Origin of the sequence: Bacteriovorax sp. Seq25_V (assembly GCF_000447795.1) — a bacterium.
Classification (GTDB): Bacteria; Bdellovibrionota; Bacteriovoracia; order Bacteriovoracales; family Bacteriovoracaceae; genus Halobacteriovorax_A.
This window is the reverse complement of the sequence record NZ_AUNI01000015.1, coordinates 407576-434057: the sequence shown is the minus strand read 5'-3', so window position 1 is coordinate 434057 and position 26482 is coordinate 407576. Positions and strand designations below refer to the sequence as shown.

General features: G+C 35.8%; 30 protein-coding genes. 13 read left to right on the top strand and 17 right to left on the bottom strand.

From position 1 onward, the window contains the following. The first annotated feature begins 44 nt into the window (after positions 1-44). Positions 45-470, top strand: coding sequence for a hypothetical protein (locus M900_RS09820; RefSeq protein WP_021274332.1), 426 nt, complete (start codon positions 45-47; stop codon positions 468-470). Here M900_RS09820 and M900_RS09815 read toward each other — a convergent pair whose 3' ends face one another. From M900_RS09815 to M900_RS09800, 4 genes are all read right to left on the bottom strand, one after another. Continuing rightward, positions 471-1439 (bottom strand): Hpt domain-containing protein, encoded by a 969-nt coding sequence (locus M900_RS09815; protein ID WP_021274658.1) that lies wholly within the window; start codon positions 1437-1439, stop codon positions 471-473. It abuts the gene before it with no gap. A 274-nt stretch (positions 1440-1713) separates the two neighbouring features. Beyond that, entirely contained in the window at positions 1714-4389 is a 2676-nt protein-coding gene (acnA, locus tag M900_RS09810) for an aconitate hydratase AcnA (RefSeq protein ID WP_021274477.1), read from the bottom strand. Positions 4390-4492: 103 nt separating this feature from the next. Continuing rightward, positions 4493-5164: a response regulator transcription factor gene (locus tag M900_RS09805; RefSeq protein WP_021274377.1), complete on the bottom strand. Its 672-nt coding sequence runs from the start codon at positions 5162-5164 to the stop codon at positions 4493-4495. Beyond that, the gene (locus tag M900_RS09800) at positions 5161-5814 is read right to left on the bottom strand and encodes a hypothetical protein (protein WP_021274781.1); all 654 of its coding nucleotides are present in this window, start codon (positions 5812-5814) and stop codon (positions 5161-5163) included. The genes M900_RS09805 and M900_RS09800 overlap by 4 nt, the downstream gene beginning before the upstream one ends. Before the next feature lie 151 nt (positions 5815-5965). On the opposite strand from M900_RS09800, the gene cmoA reads away from it, so the two are divergent. From cmoA to M900_RS09785, 3 genes are read left to right on the top strand one after another with little or no spacing between them, the layout of a single operon-like run. Next, entirely contained in the window at positions 5966-6691 is a 726-nt protein-coding gene (gene cmoA, locus M900_RS09795) for a carboxy-S-adenosyl-L-methionine synthase CmoA (protein ID WP_021274585.1), read from the top strand. 9 nt (positions 6692-6700) lie between these two features. Then, a complete protein-coding gene (cmoB, locus tag M900_RS09790) occupies positions 6701-7681 on the top strand; it encodes a tRNA 5-methoxyuridine(34)/uridine 5-oxyacetic acid(34) synthase CmoB (RefSeq protein WP_021274468.1) in 981 nt (326 codons plus the stop codon). Continuing rightward, entirely contained in the window at positions 7681-8058 is a 378-nt protein-coding gene (locus tag M900_RS09785) for a YbaN family protein (RefSeq protein WP_021274338.1), read from the top strand. The genes cmoB and M900_RS09785 overlap by 1 nt, the downstream gene beginning before the upstream one ends. On the opposite strand, the gene M900_RS17220 is transcribed toward M900_RS09785, so the two are convergent. From M900_RS17220 to M900_RS09765, 4 genes are all read right to left on the bottom strand, one after another. Further along, complete coding sequence (locus M900_RS17220; protein ID WP_021274485.1) at positions 8055-8720, bottom strand: Type 1 glutamine amidotransferase-like domain-containing protein; 666 nt, start codon at positions 8718-8720, stop codon at positions 8055-8057. The genes M900_RS09785 and M900_RS17220 overlap by 4 nt on opposite strands. Positions 8721-8736: 16 nt before the next feature. Next, positions 8737-10557: a hypothetical protein gene (locus M900_RS09775; protein ID WP_034732361.1), complete on the bottom strand. Its 1821-nt coding sequence runs from the start codon at positions 10555-10557 to the stop codon at positions 8737-8739. Between the two features lie 90 nt (positions 10558-10647). Further along, positions 10648-11202, bottom strand: coding sequence for a peptidylprolyl isomerase (locus tag M900_RS09770; protein ID WP_021274620.1), 555 nt, complete (start codon positions 11200-11202; stop codon positions 10648-10650). After that, positions 11195-11851, bottom strand: coding sequence for a DsbA family protein (locus tag M900_RS09765; protein ID WP_021274506.1), 657 nt, complete (start codon positions 11849-11851; stop codon positions 11195-11197). The genes M900_RS09770 and M900_RS09765 overlap by 8 nt, the downstream gene beginning before the upstream one ends. An 11-nt stretch (positions 11852-11862) precedes the next feature. Between M900_RS09765 and M900_RS09760 the strand changes: the two genes are divergently transcribed. The 3 genes from M900_RS09760 to M900_RS09750 are packed head-to-tail and all read left to right on the top strand — an operon-like array spanning position 11863 to position 14948. Next, positions 11863-13704, top strand: coding sequence for a 7TM diverse intracellular signaling domain-containing protein (locus M900_RS09760; protein ID WP_021274365.1), 1842 nt, complete (start codon positions 11863-11865; stop codon positions 13702-13704). A 7-nt stretch (positions 13705-13711) separates the two neighbouring features. After that, positions 13712-14653 carry an HD-GYP domain-containing protein gene (locus M900_RS09755; protein ID WP_021274419.1) on the top strand — a complete coding sequence of 314 codons (942 nt, stop codon included), beginning with the start codon at positions 13712-13714 and terminating at the stop codon, positions 14651-14653. Further along, the gene (locus M900_RS09750; RefSeq protein ID WP_157680620.1) at positions 14634-14948 is read left to right on the top strand and encodes a hypothetical protein; all 315 of its coding nucleotides are present in this window, start codon (positions 14634-14636) and stop codon (positions 14946-14948) included. The genes M900_RS09755 and M900_RS09750 overlap by 20 nt, the downstream gene beginning before the upstream one ends. Positions 14949-14963: 15 nt before the next feature. On the opposite strand, the gene M900_RS09745 is transcribed toward M900_RS09750, so the two are convergent. Together M900_RS09745 and M900_RS09740 are read right to left on the bottom strand one after the other, a co-directional pair. Beyond that, complete coding sequence (locus M900_RS09745) at positions 14964-15311, bottom strand: hypothetical protein (protein WP_021274595.1); 348 nt, start codon at positions 15309-15311, stop codon at positions 14964-14966. A 2-nt stretch (positions 15312-15313) separates the two neighbouring features. Beyond that, positions 15314-16405, bottom strand: a complete 1092-nt coding sequence (locus tag M900_RS09740) for a ParA family protein (RefSeq protein WP_034732206.1) — start codon at positions 16403-16405, stop codon at positions 15314-15316. A gap of 93 nt (positions 16406-16498) precedes the next feature. On the opposite strand from M900_RS09740, the gene M900_RS09735 reads away from it, so the two are divergent. Further along, the gene (locus M900_RS09735; protein WP_084703565.1) at positions 16499-17032 is read left to right on the top strand and encodes a GNAT family N-acetyltransferase; all 534 of its coding nucleotides are present in this window, start codon (positions 16499-16501) and stop codon (positions 17030-17032) included. Here the strand turns inward: M900_RS09735 and M900_RS09730 are convergent. The 3 genes from M900_RS09730 to serS all read right to left on the bottom strand — a co-directional run bounded on the left by M900_RS09730 (position 17024) and on the right by serS (position 19410). Then, positions 17024-17659, bottom strand: a complete 636-nt coding sequence (locus M900_RS09730; RefSeq protein WP_021274554.1) for a PleD family two-component system response regulator — start codon at positions 17657-17659, stop codon at positions 17024-17026. The genes M900_RS09735 and M900_RS09730 overlap by 9 nt on opposite strands. Positions 17660-17679: 20 nt before the next feature. Continuing rightward, on the bottom strand, positions 17680-18024 hold the full coding sequence (locus M900_RS09725) for an Hpt domain-containing protein (protein ID WP_021274369.1): 345 nt from the start codon (positions 18022-18024) through the stop codon (positions 17680-17682). 114 nt (positions 18025-18138) lie between these two features. Continuing rightward, complete coding sequence (gene serS / locus M900_RS09720) at positions 18139-19410, bottom strand: serine--tRNA ligase (protein WP_021274583.1); 1272 nt, start codon at positions 19408-19410, stop codon at positions 18139-18141. 129 nt (positions 19411-19539) lie between these two features. Here serS and M900_RS09715 point away from each other — a divergent pair, with 129 nt between their 5' ends. After that, positions 19540-19800 (top strand): hypothetical protein, encoded by a 261-nt coding sequence (locus M900_RS09715; RefSeq protein WP_021274368.1) that lies wholly within the window; start codon positions 19540-19542, stop codon positions 19798-19800. Here the strand turns inward: M900_RS09715 and lgt are convergent. Genes lgt through M900_RS09700 form a run of 3 tightly spaced genes read right to left on the bottom strand, consistent with a single transcriptional unit; the run spans position 19797 to position 21943 of the window. Then, on the bottom strand, positions 19797-20567 hold the full coding sequence (lgt, locus tag M900_RS09710; RefSeq protein ID WP_021274581.1) for a prolipoprotein diacylglyceryl transferase: 771 nt from the start codon (positions 20565-20567) through the stop codon (positions 19797-19799). The two genes, M900_RS09715 and lgt, sit on opposite strands and share 4 nt — an antisense overlap. Further along, entirely contained in the window at positions 20567-21031 is a 465-nt protein-coding gene (locus M900_RS09705) for a DUF2489 domain-containing protein (protein WP_021274780.1), read from the bottom strand. The genes lgt and M900_RS09705 overlap by 1 nt, the downstream gene beginning before the upstream one ends. 9 nt (positions 21032-21040) lie before the next feature. Further along, positions 21041-21943 (bottom strand): radical SAM protein, encoded by a 903-nt coding sequence (locus M900_RS09700; protein WP_021274624.1) that lies wholly within the window; start codon positions 21941-21943, stop codon positions 21041-21043. 47 nt (positions 21944-21990) lie between these two features. Here M900_RS09700 and M900_RS09695 point away from each other — a divergent pair, with 47 nt between their 5' ends. Genes M900_RS09695 through M900_RS09685 form a run of 3 tightly spaced genes read left to right on the top strand, consistent with a single transcriptional unit; the run spans position 21991 to position 23785 of the window. Then, on the top strand, positions 21991-22302 hold the full coding sequence (locus M900_RS09695) for a hypothetical protein (protein WP_021274543.1): 312 nt from the start codon (positions 21991-21993) through the stop codon (positions 22300-22302). Then, positions 22299-22952 (top strand): ceramidase domain-containing protein, encoded by a 654-nt coding sequence (locus M900_RS09690; protein ID WP_034732202.1) that lies wholly within the window; start codon positions 22299-22301, stop codon positions 22950-22952. The genes M900_RS09695 and M900_RS09690 overlap by 4 nt, the downstream gene beginning before the upstream one ends. Beyond that, a complete protein-coding gene (locus M900_RS09685) occupies positions 22949-23785 on the top strand; it encodes an RluA family pseudouridine synthase (protein WP_021274750.1) in 837 nt (278 codons plus the stop codon). Before M900_RS09690 ends, M900_RS09685 begins: the two co-directional genes overlap by 4 nt. 40 nt (positions 23786-23825) lie before the next feature. Here M900_RS09685 and M900_RS09680 read toward each other — a convergent pair whose 3' ends face one another. Beyond that, a complete protein-coding gene (locus M900_RS09680) occupies positions 23826-25109 on the bottom strand; it encodes a hypothetical protein (RefSeq protein ID WP_021274349.1) in 1284 nt (427 codons plus the stop codon). Between the two features lie 148 nt (positions 25110-25257). Here M900_RS09680 and M900_RS09675 point away from each other — a divergent pair, with 148 nt between their 5' ends. Next, positions 25258-26478 (top strand): hypothetical protein, encoded by a 1221-nt coding sequence (locus M900_RS09675; protein WP_021274484.1) that lies wholly within the window; start codon positions 25258-25260, stop codon positions 26476-26478. Positions 26479-26482 lie beyond the last annotated feature (4 nt).

Below are 26482 nucleotides of genomic sequence, written 5' to 3'. Positions count from 1 at the left end.
AACAACAAGGTCATGGATGGCTCAAAACACAAACGAGGCAAAAAATGAAAAAATTATTAACAGTTACTGTTTTAGCACTTATGGCAACTTCTGCTCTTGCACACTCTACTTATGAGAGAAGATGTACTACAAAGTATGACAGACGTGGAAATGCTTACACAAAATGTTCAAACATTAGAGTTTATCATGATCATCATGGTCACCATGATGGGTACGGAGATGGTTTCTTTGATGGGATGCTAGCATCATCTTATCTAACAATTACAACGTCTGATATTCTTGATGGAGATGATAAGATTGATGCATTCAAAAATGAAGTATCTCTAACTCTTTCACTTCTTTCTCAAGGAATTGATGAAGCAATTTCTCCAGAAATTCAAGACGAAATGGAAGCAATTAAAGCTGCTGATGAGTCTTTAAAGAATGCATCTGATGAAGAAGTTCTAGAAGCAATACTTCTAGCTGAATAATCACTCAGTTTTTAAGATTTTACTACGGGCCTTTAAGCTTTCCTTAAAGGCCTTCTCAAACAAGAAAAAATCTTCTTGCTGCCCTTTGGCCAACATAATCGTCTTTATATCTTCATGATACGCAAAAACTTTCTGCTCGAAGTTAATCGCTGATGACATCAGATTGTGATAATTCATGAACTCAATAGCTGCAACCATCTTTGAAATCACATCGATTTTACGAAGTCCTTTTTGTAGATAAAAAGTATGCCTATCTTTTCTGATTGAAGAAATAATTTCGTCATCGATATTATCTACGATAAAAAATAAGCTAGTTCTATCAATATTGATATTCTTTCTAAAGAGAAAACGGTTAATGTCAGATTTAGTCATGCCTTCGATAAAAATAAATTCAGGCGTCATTTGCGACGTAGCAGTAAACAACTCAGAAAGTGTTCTATATCGTTGAATATAGATATTTGAATCGCCGATAATTTCTTCTTTTAAAATATTATAAGAGTCATCATCGACAAGAGCATAAATCATATTTCTATCACCAAAGTCGAGCCTCGATGTCTTTGGATCAAATTTCTGCTGGTCTTGTATTTCTTTAAGTAAATCTAGACCTTGCTGCGTAAATTTTTCTGGCATAGGGCTATTTTTAAAAGCAACAAGCTCGTTATAGAAGTTTTCAGAAATTTCATCCTGTGAGCTACTTATCATTTTTTCAGCATCACCCAGATAGCGAATTATCAAGTTTAAAAAAACATGGTCTTGAACTTTCTTTTCAAAAAGATCTTCAATATCATGAAAGAACTCTCCGATTTTTATGAAGCCGACCATCTGTAAAGTCCCTTTCAAATTATGCAGAGATCTCTTAATGTGAATGCACAAGTTTAGGTCATACTTCTTTTCTAAGACCACGAGGAAATCAGAAAGCTTATTGAGTTCGTCCAAAATTTCACATTGCTCATCAATTTCAATATTCATAACCTCTCCAATATTTTAAGAATAACAATAAATATTAATGATCTCCAACATAAGAATTCTTGATTAAAATCAGGAAATGAATTCCTTTTATGAGTAGTGATCATTAACTTAACAGCCTCAAGATCTGAACATGTTCACATGCTTCTTTTAAGAAGCTATAAATATTCTTCCACGATAGCGTATCAATAAAAAGCTATTAACTCCAACAAACAATTTTTGATTTTAGTCAGAAGTGATTTCCCCCTCCTTATCAGAGGGGGAAATATAATTTAGATCAGTGTGAGTTGTTCAGATTTCTTAGTACATACTGAAGAATACCACCATTTTTAAAGTAGTTCAGCTCATCAACAGTATCAACGCGTGAAATGACTCGTACGACTTCAGTGGTCTTGTCTGCTCTAGTAATAGTCAACTCAAATTGCATTTTAGGGGCTAGTTCAGAACCTATTGGTGTTAGAGAAATTTTCTCTGACCCATCAAGATTTAATGTTTTCCGAGTTACTCCATTTAAGAATTGAAGAGGCATCACACCCATACCAATTAAGTTTGAACGGTGAATTCTTTCAAATGATTCAGTAATAACGGCCTTTACCCCTTGAAGATTTGTCCCTTTCGCTGCCCAATCACGTGAAGAACCAGTTCCATATTCCTTACCGCCAATGATAACAAGTGGAGTTCCCTCTTCTTTGTACTTCATTGCCGCATCGTAAATACTCATCTGCTGCCCAGAAGGTATATGTTTTGTGTACCCGCCTTCTACACCAGGAATCATTTCGTTCTTAATTCTGATATTAGCAAATGTTCCTCTCATCATAATATTATGATTTCCACGACGTGATCCGTAAGAGTTAAAGTCCTGCTTAGCAACACCCCTCTCTGTCAACCACTTTCCAGCAGGGGAATCAATTTTAATATTACCCGCAGGAGAAATATGGTCAGTAGTTACTGAGTCACCAAGAAGAGCAAGGATAGAAGCATTTTTTACTTCAAAGCTTTCAACTAAACCGTCTTTAATATTTTCAAAAAATGTTGGGTGAGCAATATAAGTAGAATCTTTATCCCATTTATATGTTTCTCCATCTGGAGCATTAACCGCCTTCCATTTCTCATCACCTTCAAAAACATTGGCGTATCTTGTTTCGTACATTTTTCCTGAAATAAATTGCGCAACAACTTTTTGAATCTCATCATTTGATGGCCAGATATCTTTCATAAATACATCATTACCATCTTTATCTTTACCTAGAGATTCCTTATTCATATCAAAGTCCATCGTTCCTGCAATTGCATAAGCAACAACAAGCGGAGGAGATGCCAGGTAATTTGCTTTTACATCTGGGGAAATCCTTCCTTCAAAGTTTCTATTTCCAGATAGAACTGAAGTTGCACACAAATTATTAGCATTTATTGATTTGGAAACAGCAGGAGGTAATGGTCCAGTGTTTCCAATACATGTTGTACACCCATATCCAACAAGGTTAAATCCAAGCTGATCAAGATATGTTTGCAGACCAGATGCCATAAGGTAATCAGTAACAACTTTAGACCCAGGAGCTAACGAAGTTTTTACCCACGGTTTAGTCTGTAATCCTTTTTCCACTGCTTTCTTTGCAATAAGACCAGCGGCCATAAGGACTGAAGGGTTTGAAGTATTGGTACAAGATGTGATTGCAGCAACAACAACATTACCATTTTTCATCTTGAAGTCTTTACCTTCAACTTCATATTCAAAACGAAGGGCATCTTCACTATAGCCAAAAGTCTTAGTCAGAGCTTCCTTAAATGAAGATTTTGCATTTCTTAACTGTACTTTATCTTGAGGTCTCTTAGGTCCTGAAACACAAGGTTCAACAGTCGACATATCAAGTTCTACAATTGATGAAAATACAGGATCTGCGTCTTCTGTTGAGAGCCAAAGACCTTGCTCTTTCGCGTAAGCTTCAACGAGAGCTATTGTTTCTTCTTTTCTTCCTGTTAGTCTCAAGTACTCTGTCGTCTTCTCATCGATAGGAAAAAAACCACAAGTGGCACCATACTCAGGGGCCATATTTGCAAGAGTTGCTCTATCAGCAAGAGATAGTACTTTGAGTCCTGGCCCAAAGAATTCAACAAACTTATCTACTACACCATGCTTACGAAGCGCTTCAACAACATTCAACACAAGGTCTGTTGCCGTAATCCCCTCTTTAAGTTCTCCAGTTAATTTAAAACCTACAACTTCAGGAATAAGCATCGTTACAGGCTGTCCAAGCATTGCAGCTTCAGCTTCAATTCCACCAACACCCCAACCAAGAACAGAGAGTCCATTAATCATTGTCGTATGTGAATCTGTTCCAACACAAGTATCAGGGTAAGCAAATAATTCACCATTAACTTCATTTGTCCAAACGACATCGGCAAGATACTCAAGATTTACTTGATGAATAATTCCAGTTCCAGGAGGAACTGCACGAAAATTTTTAAAAGACTTCTGTCCCCACTTTAAAAAATTATATCTTTCAGCATTTCTTTCATATTCAATTTCAACATTTTTTTCAAAAGCATCTTTATTTCCAAAATGTTCAACCATCACAGAGTGATCAATAACTAAATCAACAGGAACGAGAGGATTAATTTTTTGCGGATCTCCTCCAAGAGATACCATTGCGTCTCTCATCGCAGCTAGATCAACAACTGCAGGAACACCCGTGAAGTCTTGAAGAACAACGCGAGCAGGGTTATAAGCAATTTCATGATTAGATTTTCTAGTTTCGGCCCATTCATTGATGGCCTTTACGTCATCCCAGGTAACAGTCGTTCCGTTCTCATGCCTTAATAAATTTTCTAAAAGTACTTTTAATGATCTTGGAAGTTTATCGATGTTACCAAGTCCTGCGGCTTTTGCCTCGTTTAAAGAAAAATAAGAATAAGACTTTTGGCCCACATTTAAGGACTTCTTAAATTTACTCATATCCACTCCTTCTGACGTGATCTAAATTTTCTAAATTATAACATAGATGAGAATTTCGGGCTAGAAAAGCGAAGTTTCCAGCCCAGAGAGTTAAGTGAATTAACTAGATAGTATCAGAGATAAGCGACCACTTACCTCCTCCTTCAGAGCGAATGATATACCCCATATCATGAAGTTTTCTTCTTAAATTATAAAGGTGTACATCAACCGTCTTTGGGTGAACATTTGTATCGCCCCAAACATTATCAAGGATATCATCTCTTGTAACAACTCTATCAGGATTATCAAGAAATAATCCCAATAGTTGCTTTTGCTTACTCGTAAGATTTCCAATTTCTCTTCCGTCAAGTAAAACTGATTTCTGACCACCTACATGTGTGGAGACACTACTCTTCTTTGCTCCTGAAAAGATATTTTCAATTTTAACGATGAGTTCGTTTTTCTTAAAAGGTTTAGTTAGGTAATCAATTGCTCCTTCCATAAAACAATATCTAAGAGCATCAATATCATCAATTGAAGATACAATTATAAATGGAATTACCATAAGACGTGGATCCTTACCAGAGTTTAGGTAAGTCATAAAATTTCCATCGTCGAGCATTAGGTCCGCAATGAGAAGAGCAGGGTCTTCAGTTGTTGCTTCAAGGGCAGCTTGAAAATCAGCTATCTTACTAAAGTATCTCGTCTTATAACGATGATCGAGTGTTTGCTCATAGACAAACTGACAACCTTTATCATCTTCTAAAATCCAAATTTCTTTTTCTGAAAAACTCATAATCTAATCCTTACACTTAAAAAGTTATTATCTAATTCGATACTATATGTTCCATTATTTTCTTTAACCAGCTCCACTCCATTGAAACGTCGCTGAGTTTTTTCATTTTCATTTCCATTGTCCAAGATTGCATTGGCCTCCTCAATTGAAAACTTTGAAACGTTAGATGTAATTTTCACCTCACGTTCTCCATTGTTCAAAAGATGTCCACTAATTTTGAAATATAATTCTTTTTGGTGATCTCTAATTGCAAAAAAAGATGCTAGCGATGCTGCAGCATAAATAGCTTCGATGAAAAGAATTCCTTCATCTGTTGCAAGTTCGAGTTCACCTTCAACGATATAATTAATTTCTTTAATAAATTTTCCGTTATACAAAGTGACAAGACCAATTGCTTTTTCCGCAAGGCCGTCTAACTCAATCACACCAAATGGATCATGGTAACGAGAACATATTTTCCAAAGTTTGTTCATCTCCTCAAGTTTTGTAACGCCTTCTTCGATTTTCTCAGCAAGCTGATTATCGTCGCCTAGCTGTTCCACTAATTCATCAATACAAAATCTCAATAGATGTAAATGCCCAGAGATTTCGTGAGTACAAATTCGATGCGTCTCATTAAAAGATCTTGCAAATCGTGATAGCTTTTCCATTTCGCTCCATTTTTTAAACTATAAATATTGTCCACTGTTTTGGTGATTTTTTGAATCGGAAAAAAAGTCTCGTAAGTTCTTAATTTTCAAAGGTTAAAACTTACATAAAATGTCTGTAGACAAACGGTCATCTTCGTTTTATTTTGGCTCCATGCGTGATGAAGTATTTAAAAAACATAGAGACGAAATAAGTAAGTTCGAGTTTAACGATGATGTCGCTCAAGTATTTGACGATATGGTGGAACGTTCGATTCCTAATTACCATGAGATACACAAGATTATAGCTGACCTATGCCGTAGGGCTTATCTGGGTGGGAATATTTATGACCTCGGATGTTCTACAGGATCAACCCTGCAAATTATTGCACAAGCATTTAAGAAAATGGAAAAAGATCGTCCTGCGATGTTTGGTGTTGATAACTCAGTGGCAATGATTGATAAAGCAAGAAAGAAACTTGATTCATTTGGTTTAAAAGATATTAATCTTTCAAATGGCGATATTGAAACATTCCCTATGGAGAATGCTGGTATGGTTATTATGAATTATACCTTACAGTTTCTTGAGCCCTCTTCACGACCAGAGATTTTGAAAAATATCTTCGACTCTCTTAACCCGGGTGGTGTTTTTGTTCTTGCGGAGAAAATCATCTGCCATGACGACCAAATTGATAAGTTACTTATTGACCTCTACTATGACTTCAAAAGAAGAAATGGCTACAGTGAAATGGAGATCTCTCAAAAAAGAGATGCCCTCGAAAATGTTTTAAGACCTATTACGCCAACAGATCAAATTCAAATGATGAAAGAAGCTGGTTTTAAAAAGACAGAAATGATTTTTAGATGGTATAATTTCTGCTGTTACCTCGGAATAAAGTAAGGACAATAGATGGAACTTTCATATCTTGAAAAATATCAACCTCATGTTGATATTGAAAGTTTAAGAAAAATTCTAGATGAAAGAAATAGCTGGACTGGCCACAAGGCCGGTGAAAAGTACTCTCCTATCCAAGAGAAAATTTCACAACTTAATTCTATCGCAACTCAGGTTGAAGTTGATGACTATGTTCACCTCGTTACCAATAAATCAGAGTCACTACTAATTGAAGAAATTGCAAAAGACCTTATTCCATGGAGAAAGGGTCCATTCAAAGTAGATGACCTTGCTATCGACTCTGAATGGCGTTCTAATTTAAAATGGAAGAGAATTCAGGATTCAATTGGTAGCTTAAAAGATCAAGTCGTTTTAGATATTGGCTGTAACAACGGCTACTACATGTTTCAGATGCTTAAAGATCAGCCAGAACTTGTTCTAGGGATAGATCCAGTTATTCACAATAAGTTTCAATTTGAATTTATTAATAAGATAGCAAACAAAGGTAATTTAAAGTTCGAACTCTTCGGTATTGAAGAGCTCCCATATTTCAGATCAATGTTTGATACAATTTTTTCAATGGGAATCATTTATCACCATCGTCACCCTCTTGAACAACTAATGGAAATGAGAGAGGCGTTAAAGTCGGAAGGTCACCTTATTCTTGAAACAATTGGAATTCCAGGAGAAGAAAGTATTTGTCTCTTCCCTGAAGATCGTTACTCAAAAATGAGAAATGTATGGTTTTTACCAACCCTTTCTTGCTTGAAAAACTGGCTTAACCGCACAGGCTTTACAAATATTGAAGTACTCTCGGAATCTTTAACAACGACTGAAGAGCAAAGTACCACACCTTGGTGCCCTCCACCATTTCAATCTCTTGAAGAGTTCCTTGATCCTAATGATAAGACAAAGACAGTCGAGGGTCATCCTGCTCCTGTAAGATTCTGTGTAAAAGCTCAGAAGAAACCATCTCCTATTAAAAGGTTTGACTAATGACGATATCGAGAAAAACTAAGAAATTAATTTTTCTCACTCTCGGATTTGTTTCAATCATTCTAGGTTTTATTGGACTCTTTCTTCCCATATTACCAACTACACCATTTCTAATTCTTGCGGCTTACTTATTTTCTCAAAGTTCTAAGAGGATGCATAATTGGCTTCTCGAGCACAGAATTTTTGGGCCAATTATCAATGACTGGGAAAAGCATGGGGCCATAAGCGTAAAAACTAAATGGATTGCTTGCACTGCAATTGTGATTTTTTTTAGCTACACTCTAATTTTTGTAAATGTGAATATCTATATTAAATCGATTGTCGCATTATCTGGTATTGTAGTAATGGCGTTTATTCTTTCCAGACCTTCTCGCTAACGAGATACAGTAATCTTCTTTCCTTCAAAGAAACAATAAACCTTCCCATGAAATTTTAAACTCTTTCCGTTAACACTGATACCACTACCGTCTGGACAAGCATATAATGGTCTTTTAATTTTTGTTGAATGAGCGAGCAATTCTTTATCATAGCGTTTTGAATTTCTATAATGCGGAAAGAATTCAAAATTTACCAACCCAAGAGCCTTTAGGTTTTTCAAGTTTTCTTCATTATCATCACAATCAAATTCAGGGAAACCGGCAGTATCTATTGTTGGCGTCATTAGAATTCCACCAGCACTAAGACCAGTGAGAACTCCCCCATTTTTGACAAATCTTTTTAACTCGGCAAGCATTCCCTTAGAGCGAAGATACTTTAGGAAATAGTATGTATTTCCACCACCAAGGTGAATGATATCTGAATTAAAGGCTTCGTCTTTAAGTGTCTGATCAAAATCAACATCGATTGAAAATTGTAAAAATCTTTTCACTCCAAATTGTTGATACTGCTTTATTAGCGCACGAAACTCAATCTCAGACTCGTACGAGCCCGCAGGTATAAAAGTAAAACTTGGTGATTTCTTTCCAGTAAGGCTAATCGCCTCTAGATCAAGATGATCATTCTCCCATTCATGACCACCTCCATATAATACGAGATTCACATCCCCTCTCTTTTAATCAGATTCCCTCTCGATATGTACGAACAATCTTTAACATCCCTCTCATAATTTTTGAATGCTCTGTATTTCGCTCTCTCGATAATCTCTTTGTATCTGGGTCTAAATTTTGGTACTCAGCAAACTCATGCATAAGTTCAAACATCTGCTCTGAATTTAGTTTTGGTCTGTGAGCTAAGACTTTATTAACTATGGTTGTAATGCTATCACCTGTCACACGATCATACTTATTAATTATAGATGATCTCATTGTCACGGCCAGTAATGTATCTAATTGCGAAACATGATTTTTCTTTGAAACATAATCAATAAGTTCAAGATATAGAGCCTGAAAATCATCGATTTTTTTTGCTCGTGTAGGGTTTATCTCGATGTCTTCCTCTGTTGCATAAGAAGACTTCATAATCTCCATAAACTCTTCTCTGCTTACAACATCATCTCTATGGAGATAGATCTGTGGAAGCTCGCGTAGAATGTCTCTCATACAAAAGATAGCATTCCAATTAATACCATCACTCACTTCCTCTGGACCAAGAACAGATTTGGATCTTTCAAAATATGAAAAAACATTTTTAAGCTTTTCAACAGTGTCTGACTTTTTAGTAATAAGGTAATCACAGATATCTTGAGTATAACCAATCTTTTGGAGAAGATTATTAGACTTCTGTCTTTGAAAAATAACCTCGAACTCTTCGAGCTTTTCATGTTTATTGTAAGCGTTAATTGGCTTCTTCTCTTTTGTCGTTAAATAATCATAGATCTGGATAAAGCACTTAACAATATACTTTGCCTTATCCTTCTGTTCTTTAATAGTTGTAGAGTATCTTTGAACATCATCGTAACGATACTCATGGTGAAATAAACCGAACTGACGAACTGAACCATAATCAATGATTCCGCCATCCATTAAAATATTGTCGCCATCCCAATCAAGCCAGCAGAAGATATAATCATCTTCAAAATTAGCTGAAAGCTTAGCAAAGGTTTCCACTTGCTTATCTAAAAAGTACTTTAATCTTCCCTTGTGTGAGGTTGGTACATTAGTCCACCTCTTATTCCCTACTTCTCGATCGATGAAATAATTAACGATGTTACTTAGAGCATCGTAATTGCTTTGCTTTAAGTGATTAAACATATGGGAAGGACGAATCAGGTTAACATGAGCTCTAATATTGATCGAAATCCCCTTTGAAAATTCGATAATCCCAAGAACTCTCTCTGTTTGATATCCATTTCTATTTAAAACTTCACTGAAAAACAAAGTACCTAACCCTTCATCAACTTCACTATAGCCACATCCATAAGAAATCGAAGGATCACCAGTTTGAAAATATCGCTTTTGGATATGTGTCGCTGGGCTTAACCTAGTAGCTCCCGTTCCACAACTTGATATATCCCAGGTTTTTCCTTTATTTGAAATTGATCCATTCCAAATACTTCTACCGTCACCAGAAGTTTTCCCTTGCTTGTTAGGGTGTTGCAACTGGAGATAACGAGTGGCCATAAATTCATTTGGAAGAATATCTTCTTCGGGATACTTTATTTCGTTAATCTGATCATATTCATTAATAATAACAATTGAAAATGTATCTAGAATCTTTGTCTCAAGCTCTTTTGTAATTTCGAGAGGATGATCTTTTGGAATAATTCCCATTTCTTTAGCAAGATCGAAGTTAAAGAACGACACTTTCCCACCTTTTCTCTTTCTCGCTTTATAGGAGATAAAAGAATCAGGACAATTCTTCATTAATGGATGTTTTCCATTTATTTGGTTGAACTTTGAGTAGGGATCGCTGTGAATTTTTTTTCTTGCTGTTGTCATACAATAATAATTATAAATAATTAATGACAACAGTTTTAGCAGGCAAATGAGTCCCCTTCCTATAGGAAGGGGTTAAATGATTCTAAGTAGTTACTTGAGAACAGTCATAGAATTGATGATAATATTCTGAACAGGCACATCTCCCATTCCACCATTTCTACTTGTTTGAACTTTTTTAATCGCATTTACAACACTCATTCCTTTTGTCACTTTACCAAATACAGCGTAACCGTACTGAGATGGAGAAGTACCTGAGTTATCTAGAAAAGTATTATCCTTAACATTGATAAAGAATTGAGCTGTTGCAGAATCAACAACACTTGTTCTCGCCATTGCAATTGTTCCATTTGTATTTGAGATCCCATTTGTTGCTTCATTTTTTATTGGCGCCTTCGTATCCTTTTGCTTTAAGTTAATATCAAAACCACCACCTTGGATCATAAAATTATCAATTACGCGGTGAAAAATTGTTCCATTGTAGAAACCATCGTTAACATATGAAAGAAAGTTTTTAACTGTAATTGGAGCTTTTGTATCAAACAATTCAAGCTCAATATCACCTTTTGTTGTTTTCATTAAAACTTTTGTATTAGCAAAAATTTGGAATGTTAATAAAAGTACTGCAAAAAATTTAAACTTAACCATTTTGTTCTCCTTGAACTATATCAATAAACTTCTTGTAAACGCTTAAGTGCATGTTTAGAGGATCTTCACCTTTTAGACTTGCTTGAAAATCCTCAAAAGCATCAAGTCCCCAGAAAACAGTTCCTTTATTTGTTAAAGATGGGACTCCAAAAACTTGGGACTCAATAGCGTCTTGGATATTGAGCTTTAACTGTTTTCTCGCGTTTCTATCACTATTTAAATTCTCATATTCTTCTTCAGTAAAATGACATGTGTCCATAATCCACGATTTAAACTTAGAAAAGCTTTCGTAATCACCACCATCACGCCATCCAAAGCGAAAGGTATTTGTAATAAACTCAATCTGCTTCGCTTGATTATTCTCAAGTGCGCAAGCAAATCTTAGCAGGTCCATTGGGTTAAAAGGTAATCTTGCGGGGGCTTGAAATTTAATATTACTGCGATGAGCCTTTCGAATACAATCTTGAAAAAGAAAATTTCTCTTTGACGGTATCCCTGCTGGCCCAACACTACCAACATCATTTATAATTTTGCCAACGACAACTGGTTTTATGATAACTTTAGAGAAATCAAACTTAGTTTGAATTAGCTTCTCCCAAAGCAAGTACGAATAAGGTGAAGTAAAGTCGAAATATAATTTGCTATCCAAGGTCATCCTCTATGAAATATTTTTTTCTATTCTACCTTTTCTTTTTTCAAATTGTCAGCGCAAAAACAATAGAAGTTGGCTTAATAACAGAAAATTTGAATATATCAAACACTATTCAAATTAGTGAATCTTATGATTTTCCGGAGTCTTTTCAACTCAATGAAAGTGATGAAATTCATCACCGCTACACTGCTACTCCAGTGTGGTTCAAGTTTCAACTTCACAATACCCTTGATCGTACAAATGACTTCTATATCTACTCCAATGCTGGTCTTCTTGGTAACCTAACCCTTTATAAGTTTGAAAATAGTCTTAATGAGTATATTGAAGTTGCTAAAGATGCTATAAACGAACGCCAAGTCCCTGGCGGAGTTCACCCTAAGTTTAAGTTGCACCTAGAGCCGAATGAAACCGCAATTTATATTATCAAAAGAGAAAGTATACATCATCTCGATACGAAGTTTATTCTTGGAGATATTGATTCTGTAAACGAAAGCGAATACGCACTTGAAAAGCTCTATATTATTTATATCGCTGCCTTTTTAATGATTTTCTTTTACAATCTTTCTGTTTTCTCATTCACAAGGGACAGAGATTTCCTATACTACTGTTTATTTATTGCTTCGATTTCGATAACAGTTCTCATACTTAATGGATACCTTGAAAGAAATTATTTTTCATTTGAGATTAATGAGCACCTTGGAGCATTTTCTTCCCTATCACTCGTTGTGTCAGTCATCTTTGCCTATTCTTTTTTAAACTTTAAATCGGTCTATCCCAATATCAAAAAGATTTTAGCACCAAGCGTGGGTTTTGGAGTTTTCACTCTTGTCTCTAATTTCACACCTTTATACAAAGTATTTCCAAATTTTTTTGGAACTATTATTGATTTCAATATTGTTTTAACAATCTGCCTTATTATGTATCTAAGTATTAGAAAGGCAATTAAATATAAAGACCCTCTTGCAAAAATTTATGTTCTCTCTTGGTTTTTTATGTATGGTTCGGTCATTATTTGGTTTGGTGTTTATGCACAGATAATACCTTTCAATTTTTTCACTCAAAATATTATTATTTTTGGAAATATCATTGAGATGCTAATTCTTTCTGTTGCTCTAGCATATAAGATGAATATCCTGACGACAGAGAAAAATTTTGCAAACCAGCAGGCAAGGAATAAAGAAAAGCTTCAAAAAATCGTGCGTGTGCTATCTCATGATATTGCTAATTCAATTTTCATTATCCTCACCTATACGAGACAAAAAGAGCGCGGAGTTTCACACTTTGATAATGACAGAGCATGGGAAAGAGTAAAACGTGCGGCTAAAAACATTGAAAATATTTTAAATTCAGTTAAAGAAGAACAAAAACTCGAAAGAGAACTTGAATTCATTCAAAAAAGTAAGATAAATATCATCAAATCTCTTAATAGCGCGTTATCAAATTTTGAGGAAAAGGCTACAGAGAAGAATATCTCTTTCATTAAAGACTTTTTAGAGGAAGAAATATTACTTGAATCAAACGATACGATATTAACCCACCAAATCTTTGGTAATTTAATAAGTAATGCAATTAAATATTCACATTCAAACTCCGATATTAATATTACTATTTCAAAAAAAATGAATCAGACTATAATAGTTATACGTGACTATGGAATAGGTATCACTTCGGGACTTATTGAAAAGATTGAAGCTGAAAAATCAACTCATTCAACGATAGGGACTCATGGTGAACAAGGAACAGGCTTTGGGCTTTATCTCGTTATTTCCTATGCAAAGGCATTAGGAATTAAACTGACAATAAAGAGAGCAACATCAGGACTTGGAACAGAAGCAATATTAATTTTTTGAGGATATTATGGCATACACTCCACTTAGAATTTCAACAGTTAAACCAAACAGAGAATTATCTTTTGATCTTTATATTTATTTTAAAGACACATATCTAAAATATAGTGAGCGTGGAACTTCAATTGAAGAAGAAAAATATTCAAAGTTAAAGAAACAAAAAATTGCAAAGTTCTACATCACTGAAAGTGACGAGCCAAATTACCAAGCATTTCTTGATAAGTTACTTGTTGATACAATGAATGACCCTGCAGTACCACTAGATGATAAAGTAAACGTTGTAGATGGTGCTTGCTCTACCGCAGTAGAAAGAATGCAAAAAGATCCAGAAAGTGAATCTGCATACCGTATGACAAAATCTGCAGCAAAGAGTTTAAGACAAATTGTTGAACAAAATCCAGAAGCACTAAAAAAGATCTTCGGCAAGAAAGCATCTGAAGCTGATATGATCATTAAACACTCATTAAATGTCTCAGCACTTTCAACAAAACTAGCAGTGAAGATGAAATGCTCAAATGAAGAAATAGATAATATTGCCACTGCAGGTCTTATTCATGACGTTGGGATCACAAGACTTAATCAGCAAGACCAGGCTCTATTCAAAAGACAAAAAGGAACGTATACATCTGATGACAAACGTATTTACGGCCTACATGTAAAAGATGCAGTGAAAGCATTAAGTGACAAGCCATGGGTAACAAAAGACGTCATGGAACTTGTCATAAATCACGAAGAGGTCCTCTCTGGTCTGGGACCAAATAAAAAGAAAAAGCTAACTCTTCCAGAGATGATTCTGAGTTTAGTAAATACTTACGATAAACATATCATTACAACTGGTGAATCTCCACAAGAAGCAATCAAAAGTATCATGATTAGTGAACTTGGAAATTATGAACTAGACCTAATGAATAAATTTAAAGAAATTCTAAAAAGTGAGCAGATACTTGATTAAGCTGGTTGCATCACTTATTCTCTTAACACTCATACAATCCTGCTCTAATAAAGTACTTACGGCTGCTGATTGTGAAGAGATATCGATCAACTGTTATAAGGGTTTTCCGAATTCCTGTAATACATTAGAGAATTCATGCTCGAAATTTCAAATTAAATATACAAAGCTTACCTGCCAAGAAGCTTTTAATTCTCTACTGCTTGGAGCAGATAAAGAGACACTAGAAAAAAAATTTGGGGAACGAATTACAGAGTGTTTTTCAGATAAAGAAAAAGAAAAATATTTAAAGAAATAAAGAGGACACTAATTCTTAGTGCCCAAAAATCAAATTTTTAAATTTACCGATAACTCCCCCTCTCGCTTGAATACGACGGTGGTGCATTTCTTGTTTTTCCAAGTTTTCAAACTCTTCTTCTTTGGCACGGATAAACTTTTCTATTGAGCTAACATGAGCCTCACTTGCATTATCACCACGAAGAGACTCAACAAGTTCGTTATTTCTATTTGCGATTTCTCTCGCTTTTTTCACTGCAAGATTCCCCGAAAAAGATTTCCCAAATTGGTCATTGCTTTTCCATGGTCTTATATTCTTCTTTGTCTCTTCACTATTAGCAGTAAATGATTTTTTTGAATTAATTTGATCCAGTGATAGTGCCATATTTAAGGTCTTGCTCCATTAAAATTAAATTTTTGTGCGCTTAAAATTCTCTGATCGTGCCCGAACTCACGGTTTGAATTAACAAGAGAACTCTCAACACGCTGATGAACTTCCTTCATTAAAGTTACCATGTCGCGGCCAATTGGCTTTAGTCCTGCATGCTCAAGAATAGAAATATTAAGGGCCATTGCTTCTTCCGCAGTTACAGACTCTTTTATTCCTAAAGACGTGCAGCCTTCAACATTTTCTTGGTACCAAGTAAAGATGTCACTACTAAGTTTTTTATTTGGAGCAAACTTTGTTGGAATAAAAACATTTTCAAAGTTAAGTCTCATTTCATTTTTAAATTCTTTTAAAAAATGACTAAAAACTTTGAAGTTCCTAAAGTTATTAATCTTACACTCTAGTGGTGAAATTAAAGAATCACATGCTACAAGCGCGTTTGTTGTGAGCTTGTTCCAATTAGGAGAACAGTCCATGATGATAATATCAAAGTAATTCTTTAATGGTGCAACAACTTTTTCTTTCAACCAAAACTCTCTACGATTAATATTGTTTAAAGAATCGTTAAGAGCAACTAGCTCTGGAGTTTCAGGGATAAGAAAGAGATTAGGTAGGTCTGTTCCAACAATTATATCTTCAAGAGAAACTTGCCCAGCAAAAAGGTCATTCAAACCTTTTGTTTGGTCTAGTTTTTCAATAATTTCATCTAACTGGCTATTTGGCTTAATATCAAAATCGTACCCAAGTGCTGTCGTTACATCACCTTGAATATCGAGTCCAACCACACATGTCTTAAGACCATGTAAAGCCGCAGTTCGAGCAAGGTTAAGAGCGAGAGTCGATTTTAGAACTCCACCTTTTGTCGTGAAAACGGAAAGTGCTACTGACTTAGAAAACTTTGGGAAATACCCAACTTTTTCTCCAATAAGTGGCAACTCAGCCTTACTCCATCCGTTTCTAAAAAGAGCACCGCTTCTGAATTTTCGAGAAGCAGGAATATCACCAGCTCTCTCTAATTCTTCAATTGAAAACTTTAAATTATTGTCACCAAATATCTGCGCCACTTTCTTTAGTGGGTAGTAAGTATCCATTGAGCTCTCCTCCATAAGTGCATATCCTATTGTAATATCTTTAATTTCATTGTGTCAAAATTTCTAAATAAGATAGTCTTTAATCGAAATACGATGTATTATTTATTTATGCCAATGCAAGAAAAAGTCATCACATTAAAAAGCAATATTGAAGTAGTTCTTCGAGAGCTATTACCTAGTGACAAGAGTTATCTTGCAGAAGGTATGAAAAAGCTCTCTATTGAAACTATCCAACATCGTTTCTTCGTGGCCAAAAAAGGATTTACTGATCTTGAGCTTCAACGTCTTACTGAATACGATCATGAGTCGCACTTTGCGATTGCAGCTATCAGTCACCCAGAACAAGATGAAGGACTAGGGGTCGCGAGATTTAATATTGATGAAGATGACAAGCGTAGCGCAGAATTTGGTCTTCTTATCATTGATAAAATGCAGGGAAAGGGACTTGGAAAGACGATGCTTCTCGCACTAATTGAAGAAGCTAAGTCCCGTGGAGTGACAAGACTCTACGGTCAGCTAAAATCAACAAATCAGGCAATGATAAACCTCTCCCACAGCCTTGAAGGAGTTGGAGTTAAACTACTACAGGAAGGTCAAGGTATCCTTAACCTTCAACTGCTACTTTAATTTAATCATTTTTTCTTGATCAGTATAACTTGAATGCTTCAACTGAGTCTCATTTGAAATTTGTTGAATCTTTTTGACAATGTCGACAATTCTAAAAAGAGCATCGCTAATCTTAGCTACATTTTCTAAATTCTCCTCACCTTTCACTCTTCCAAGAAGTCCAAGAGCAATTGTAAGGGGATTATTGATTTCATGATTATATGTCACAATCATTGCCTGAGCAGTTTCAAGCTCGGCCTTTGAAAGGTTCTCATGATGCATTTTCTTTAAAGTTAGTTGAGCAGAAATTCGAGCAAGTGCAACTTCGATATTAATCGGTTTGACAATATAATCGTTCGCCCCGGCTCTTAAGCACTCTACAATATCTTCTGTTTCACTTTTTCCTGTAACCATTATAATCGGTAGTTCGAATGCCGAGTAATTCTTCCTAAGCTCAACAAGAACATCACTTCCAAACATATCTGGCATCATAATATCTAAAAGAACAAGGTCGATTTGCTTATTCTCAACAGCTTCTAAGCACTCGTGGCCGTTGAATGCTTCAACAACTTCGAAGCCACGCTTTTCAAGTTTCTTGCAAATCATCTTGTTATTTATTCTGTCGTCATCGACAACTAAAATTCTCATTTACTATCCTAGTTTTGTAATTAAGCAGCTTGTGAAAATTGAAACGATTTCAAAGAAGCGATTAATTTCACAGAATATTCTTTAAGCTTTTCAAACTTCTCCACTGCACCATCAAAGCTTCCAGCTCTCCCCATTTGCTCCAGTTCAAAAGCAAGCTCTTTACTTTCAAGAGCACAAAAAGTTGAAAGGACACCTTTAAAAGTGTGTGCTGAAATTTGTAGCGCCTCAGCATTTTTCGCTTCAATTGCACTGCTAATTTCACCTAGCATCTCATCTAGTGATTGCTCGAAGTCACCAAAAATCTCAAAGAAGATCTCTTGGTCATCTCCAAACATCATGGTCAATTCTTTACTATCAAATTCCATAGTTACTCCGAATTACATTATAAACGCTTTTCGGCTCTAAACGAAAAATAGTTGAGTGAATTAATTTTTGCCCTCTTGTTTTCCCAAGAGAGCAATGATTTTAAGTAGTTAGAATTATGCTTTACCAAGAACTGTACGACCAGATAGGTATGGTCTTAACTTTTCAGGAACAAAGATTGTCCCATCTTTTTGCTGATGGTTTTCTAGGAAAGGAACTAGGATTCTTGGTGTTGCCACGGCCGTATTATTTAAAGTGTGAACAAATTGAACTTTTCCTTCACTGTCACGGTATCTTGTATTTGTTCTTCTTGATTGCCAGTCATGAAGTGCTGAACATGAGTGAGTCTCACGGTACTTGCTCTCACTAGGTACCCAACACTCAATATCAAACATTCTATGCTTCCCTGCTCCCATGTCTCCAGTACAACATTCAACAATACGGTATGGAAGGTTTAGTTCCTGGCAAATTTCTTCAGCAGTTGTTAAAAGCATTTGATGCCACTTCTCTGATTCTGCTTCATCATTTTTACAAATAATATACTGCTCAGTTTTATTAAATTGGTGAACTCTAATAAGTCCTCTTACATCACGTCCATAACTTCCCGCCTCTGATCTAAAACATGGTGAATAACCTGCGTAAAGAATTGGAAGGTCTTTTTCATCAAGGATTTCATCCATGTGAAAACTATTAAGTTGAACTTCAGCTGTTCCTGAAAGATAGATGTCATGCTCAGGTACGTAGTAGGCCTGATCACGTCCTGTTGGGAAGTGACCCGTTCCAAATAGTGCTTGTTCTCTTGCCATCGATGGGGCTGAAACAAGTGTGAAACCTTTATCTAATAATTTATCAAGGGCCATTCGGTGTAGGGCCATTTCTAGAAGTACCATTTCATTTCTAAGGGAGTAACTTCTTGATCCACAAACCTTTGCGACTTTTTCAAATTCTGCCCAATTTTGTTTTTCAAGAATTTGTACGTGATCAAGTGGTTCAAAATCAAATTTTGGAAGATCTCCGTGCTTTTTAACTTCTACGTTGTCACTATCATCTTTTCCAAGTGGAGCTTTTGAAGATGGAATTTGTGGCACAAGATACATAAGTTGCTTAAGACTTTCTTCAAGTTCAGAAACTCTTGGTTGAATATCTTTAATCTTATTTCCAATCTCTTTTCCGGCTTCAATTAATGCTGGTCTTTCATCTGGTGAAGCTGTTGGGATTTTTTTTGATGTTACATTTCTTTGAGTTTGAAGTTCTTGTAATTCTTTTCCAAGTTCAAGAAGTTCACTATCAATTTTAAGTAATTCATCAAGGTCGAGACCAATCCTTTTGTTCTCAATTACCTTCTTCATTAACTCAGTATTTTCTCTCAAAAATTTAATGTCTAACATCTTTAAAATCTCCTAAAAATAATCTGGGATAGGATACATCAAATCCAGTAATTGTACCAGTCAACTTTGGGACACACTGCATATAAATAGGCCGAGAATTTTCACTGTAAATTTCGCCAAAATCAATCTATGATGGCCCTTCAATTTAAGGGAGAGAATATGGCAAAGTGTCGTTTTTGTAATAGAGAAATCACGTGGATGAAGGATGGGCGTAAGAACGTTCCTGTGGAGTCTGATGGGACAACACACAAGTGTGATGAAATGGTTAATTCAAGAAAGAGTTACAGAAAAGTTGAAGTTAATGAAATCGACCCAGAACTATTAAAACAGTATGAGCAGGCCATTAATGACAAGGCCGCGAAGCATCCTCCAAAAAAGAAGAGCTTCTAAGTTCTCGACCGCGTAAAAATCACAAAAGCGATAAGCATCATGGCCAGGCAGTAGAACTGGCCAATTGTAAGACCTGCGATGTAGCCAATTTGTATATCAGGTGCTCTAAAAAATTCGCAAATAAATCTGAACAGTCCGTAGAAAAATAAGAAGCGAACACTCTGTCTTCCAGCTTCAGAAAGAAATTTTCTTCCTCGCCACATGATCATAAATAAAACAGCTCCTTCAAGCATGGCCTCATAGATTTGAGACGGGTGCCTTGCTAGTCCGTCAGCATATCGTGGAAAAACCACCGCCCAGGGAAGTGTTGAAATCCTTCCCGCTAACTCTCCATTTATAAAGTTTGCGAGTCTTCCAAAGAGAAGTACCAGAGGGACAGATGTCACGACGAGATCGGTAAGTTTCCAAAAAGAGATCTTCTTAATTTTTGCGTAAATAAAAGTCCAAGCACAGCTTCCAATGATGGCACCGTGAAAGCTCATACCACCTTCCCAAATTTTAAAGATGCGTGAAGGCTCTTCAACGTAATAGCTTAGATTATAAAAAAGAATATAAAAGAATTTTCCTCCAAGAAGCATTGAGAAAAAACCGATGAAGAGATAATTTTGAAAATCAACGGCGCTAATTTGATGGGACTCTTGCTTGATTAATTTTAAAGAATAGAGAACCCAGAAATATCCACAAAAATAAACCAACCAGTACCACGCAAAGGGCATCCCAAAGAGATGGAAAGCGATTGGGCTTAAGTTATGAACATAGTAGCTCATTAAGAATTCACTTCCTCAAGAAGAAGCTTACATTCATGAGCGAAGAGTTCCTTGAAGTCCTCTTCTACTTGATAACGCTCCTTATCCTCTGCAAATTTTTCTTTCGAACTTAGGGCATTTCGAACTTCGTGAGTTTTGAAGTGTTTAAGTTTTTCATACATCGCAAAGATAGTTGGATACTTCTCATTTTCAATAAGCTCATTGCGATCAATTAGCATTCTTAGACGAATACACGCTTCACTGGCCTCGACTTGATCTTGGGTATACGCCATGCAAATTGTGCGAATACTATCAAAGATATAGTCATGTCTTTCTTGTTCATTTTTTTGTAGCTCTTTAACGTACTCATCTCTCACCTTCTTAATTTTTTGAAGTTTTACGTAGTAAAAGCTGACAGCGATTGAAAGAGCGAAAATAATAACAACAAGAATAGCACTATAAATATAAAATTCATTTTGAGTCATAAAATATCTCTACATATGTGATGGTTTCGGAGGATATGTCCCCTCTGGTGTACTAGTGTACCATTTCTCGACCTGATCGACTATCGCGTTTTGGTCGTGAGGTAATGTCCCACCAACAGGATACATATTTGAAACGTGGTTAGTTCTAAATAAAACATTTTTGTTAAAGCGAGCAAGTCTTAAGATTTCCTTCATCTCAAAAAGCAATTTCTTCGTCGTTAGCATTTTAAAGCCCTGCTTCACCATGCGTGCGTAAGGAGTGCCATCAACGGCCATTGTTGTGAGGAATGAAAGATATTGAGGAGAAATGAGGCTTAGGGCCTTCGCCGTTTCCGCAATATGACTTTCAGTGAATTTCTCGCCTCCCACTCCAAGCATACAGATCACGGAAAGTTCAATACCACTATCCATTAACTTCTGACTCCCTGTGATCATTTCCTCTTGGTTGTTACCCTTGACGATAAGGTGTAAAACCTTATCACAACCCGACTCCATTCCAAGATAAGCGATCCCTAGGCCTTTTTGGCGAAGTGTAACAAGCTCCTCATAGGTCTTTTCGATCATATTCTGTGCTGTCGCGTAGACGCCAACCTTCTTAATAAATGGCATTTCGCGCTTAATTTCATCAAGGGTAAAGCATAGAAGTTCAAAACTTGCACCGAGGGCATCACCGTCACAGAGAAAGGCCTTCTCTGGAAGGTAGCCAACTTTTTGAAAATAGGCAGAAGCCTTCTTGATGTCTGAAGAAATTTCCTCTTTAGTGCGTTCTGAATAAGATTTAGAGCGATACATGTTACAGTAGGTGCAACGGTTGTTTGAGCAACCAATAGTGACCTGCAAAAGAAAGCTCTTTCCTTCTGATGGCGGCCTAAAAACAGGCTCAATATAATTTACAGGAAAGTTATAAAACATCGATATTTCCTTATAAAAAACAGCATTTTGTGCTAAGAAGTGTCCTTATGACTGAATATAAACTTATTGATCTACATGATAAAGAAAATTGTCTGCTTCTTAGCGTAAGTGGCGGAAAATACTATTTATTTTGTGATAATCAGAACGAGGCCCACTCATATAAATTAGGCCTCATGCTTGAAACACTACCATCTCCCGCTGAGGCTCCAGAGCTTTATGAATCTGTAGAACTCAGTGGTTATGAGAATGTATTAAAACCAAAATCTCTTGCGTTTAACTCTCATGAAGAAGATGACTTTGATTCTTGCTGCCAAAGTGGCTGTGCGGGTTGTCCCCATTACAAGGGTCTTCGCTCGTGAATTGGAATGATTTCGAACGTCTCAAGTGCTTTCCACAAAACTGTAATTGTGAACCGATGAGATTTGAGCATCTAATACTACAACCAATAGCCGTTCTGACGAGCTTGCCTTTCATCATACTTGGACTCTTCTATATTCGTTCAGAGAAAGATTTTCATTTACGAGTATTGCTTGGACTTTTTATAGTCTTAGGTTTTTCTAGTATTTTTTTACATAGCTCATTTATACTTATTTCAAATTTTTTTGATTTTGGTTCAATCTTTGCCATTATTTCATGGACCTTAAGCTATCTCTATTTCAAAAAAAAATCGAATTTAACTTTCTTCCTTACATTGATTGGACTCACAATACTTTCGACTCTAGGGATATACTTTTTCCCTCACAATCCAGTTGGTGTTTTTGCGGGATATTTTATACCCGCAGTAATCGCAATTGGATTTAAGCTCAATCAACATAGACCAACAAGGAAAAATATTGTCCGCTTCTTTCGTGCTGTTTTACTTATCATTTTAGGTGGAGCTTGCTTTATTTTAGATCGTCAAAAAGTGTTTTGCTACAATAATATCTACACACATGGACATAGCATATGGCACCTACTCGTTGCTGTTGCACTATATGAACAATATAAGTTTTTTAAGGAATATAAATGAATCAAGCAGTTGAACACAAAAAAAAGATTTACTCTTATGCAGTAAATGAAAAAACTCCAGCACTAGAATTTCTTGCAGAAAATACAAAACTTTCAAAAATGGTGATTAAAAAACTTTTCAATGCCGGGGCCGTTTGGGTTGTGGATGAAAAGGGAGAGAATCGATTTCGAAAAATCAAGGGTGATCTCGAAGCAGGAACAAGAGTTCGTGTTTATCACGATCCAAATATTAAACCATTTGATATGGAATTAGTTGAGTGTATTCACGACACTCATAACTGGGGAATTTGGTATAAGCCGGCCGGACTTCTTTCACAGGGAACAAAGTATGGTGATCAGTATTCGATTTTAAGACTTGTGGAAAAGAAGATTAATCGTCCAGGTCTGCTTGTTCACCGCCTTGATAGAGAAACGTCAGGACTTATGATCATTGCTTATAATAAGAAAATTGCTCGCTACTTTAGTGAACAAATAAGAGAGAGGAAAGTTCATAAGTACTATCAAGCAGTCCTTAAAGGCGAACTTGAAAAAGACTCAGGGGAAATTCGTTTTGATATTGATGGAAAGGAAGCTGTTACGGAGTACAAAGTTCTTGAAAGAAAGAACGGGCAAACTCTTGTTGAGGCCCTATTAATTACTGGTAAGAAGCACCAACTAAGAATTCATTTTGATCATATCGGACACGCCATTATGGGAGACCCTCGCTACGGTTCATTTAACTCACACGAAGATGGTCTACAACTAGTGGCTTCAAAAATTATTCTTCTTGCTCCGGGAAGAAATAATGAAATGAAGTTTGAGATCAAAGCGGATAAGAAGCTTAGTATTAAGTAGTTGTTCGAAGTGGATGAAATCTGAATTCATATCGTCTTAACTAGTCGAGAAAGTATTTTAGCTTCTCTATCTGCTTCCAATGGCCTTCAGACCTGTCAGTTCCAATTTTAATTGCACTTTCCATCTCTTGCTTAGAGAATCCTTTTCCTTGTGATACCTGATGACCAAGTTCTGCACCAGTATAATGAGCAGCAGAATCAATTACGAAATATGGATGATCACCTTTAATACTCTTACCACTACTCATCGCAGGAAGAATATGACTCTTAATTTTATAGGCTTCGCCTATAAACTGCGACGCCCATGTTGAAAGTTCTTTAGAATGTCCTCTCTTACCAAGTTCATACCCAAGGGTCACTCCCGCAATTGCCTTATAGTTTCGATTGGACCAATTACGCTTAAAGTCCATCCCAAAAACATTTTTTGTTAATCCACTAAGCTCTATTAGAGAATTGATATTATCATCGCTTAATTCATTTCGAATTTTTTTAAATCTTTCAAGATCATCTCTTCTAAGCTTCTCTCGAAATTTTTCTTTAATAACTCTTGCTCCAGGATCAGATATAAGTACTTGGACGAGTCGAATTGCCATTTCATTACTTCCAGTAACTTTAATTGCAAGAGCACCTAAATCTAAGTTTCTAATTTTCTCAGGTAGTAATTCTGGCCTTGTTCTATCTAGTTCTTGAATTTGAGATTTCCAATTTTTTCCAAGTATTTTTTCAATCTCTTTATTAAACTCAACTATATAATTATCAAATTTCTTATCTTCTAAGAGATTATTAACATACACTTGTGAAAAGCTTCCTGGATATTCAGAAGTCAGATCAATAAGTTCAAATGTGTCTTTTAACACATGATCACAATTATTCTCTAATTCAAGAATGTTAAATTGAAAATTTTCTTTCATACAGAGTGTTTTCGCGATCAGTATATGTCTCTCATTTACAATGGCCACGTTACTTTTACGAGCTTGATCAACATGACAAGACCTTAGTATCTCTTGAAATTCAGAATCAAAGGTTCCAGGCTCAAAGTTTTTCAAATGAAATATATACTCAAAAAATGGGTCAGCTTTTTCTATTAATTCAGATGAAGAAATTGATTTTGACCTGATCGATTCTAAAAACCTTTCATTATCAATGAGAGACTTTTGTTGGATGGCATTTTCGACATCACCGTAAAGCTTTAAAACATCAGACAAATTATTTGCAAGACAATACCCATCATAGCACCCCTTATCTCGAACAAACTGACTCGATTGATAATCTTGGGCCTGAACTGTGATCATGAAAAGAAATGAAGAAAAGAAAATCCAAAACATAGAAAATTTATCGGTTAAGCTTCATCAAGACTTAAGAAGTAAGTGAGCGTCTAAACTTTCTTCAATACGCAAAAAACTGACACTAGATACTCATAAAATCAGCAACATAGAGAGACTTTCTTGGCACCTATGTTGCTTTTTATCCCCTATGATCTTCAAGCTCACTTTCAACATCTTTCTTTGGCTCTGCCTGAGCTTAAGTATCTTTGCGGCCGATATTGGGCTTCAGGAACTCGTCGAAACTCAGGGAAAGAATTTGAAATCGGGTCACACTATTGAGCTTTCCCATGGCAATGAAGTTGAGTTTGTGCGAAAGTTAGGAGCTGGAAATACAACGACAATTCATGAAGTAAAGTCTGGAGAGAATGTCTATGCACTAAGAGTTCCTAAGGGACACGGAAACTTCAATACCTTTTCAAAATTTTCAAATTATATTGATGCTTTCTATCTTGGACATGCAGCCCTGGAAACCCAAGGAGTATCAATTCCTAAAATCAATCGGTATGCAAAAGAAAATTATCTTCTTGTTGAGAAACTAAATCTAGAAGACTCCTTTGATCTTGAGGCGTTTATTTTAAACGAAGGACATATTAATGCCTCTGATTTTAAAAATGCTCTTGATCGTCTGGCTGATTTTTTTGAAACAATGGCCCCATTTAAAAAAGTTAAAGACTTTCATCTCAACCAATTAGTGTATTCTCGTAGTGATCAACGCTGGATATTGATTGACTGGACACACCCCCATGAACTATTTAAAAAAATCAATGATGACCTCCCCTTCTCTGTGGAGATGGTAAAATATCACTTAGAAAAACATGGAAAAATTTATCAAGAAAGTTCAGAATTTAAAGAGCTATTTAGCTTAATCGAATCCAAGATGACTAATCGACGCGAGTATATTTTAAAAGAAGAGAAGATTTTTTTAAGAAATTTAGAAAGGCTTAGCGATGAAGACTTCTTAAGAGCTATTGAAAATCCACCTCAAGGATATTCAAATAATTTAACACTTAAAATAATTGATCGTTTAATAAAGATGGATATTCCAGACGAATTGCCTGATTATCTTCTTGCAAGTCATGGTGATTATAACTATCTCATAAAGAATTATTTGGAGCATTCAAATAGCATTGAAGACCTTGTAGCTCTTTTAAGTTTTAAAGATTCACTAGGAATGAAGATTGACTGGAATTTAGAGATGAAGATTCAAAGTATTATTACAAGTAGTGATATCAATACTCCTCTTGAAACTTACAAAAAACTTGTAGCGCATGATTTTGTCACGAACTACGCCAAGGCCTGGATTAACCGTGAGCGCTTAAATATTGCACCAGTAGTTAATTGCACTGAGGCGGTGAAGAGTTTCTTATAAAGAA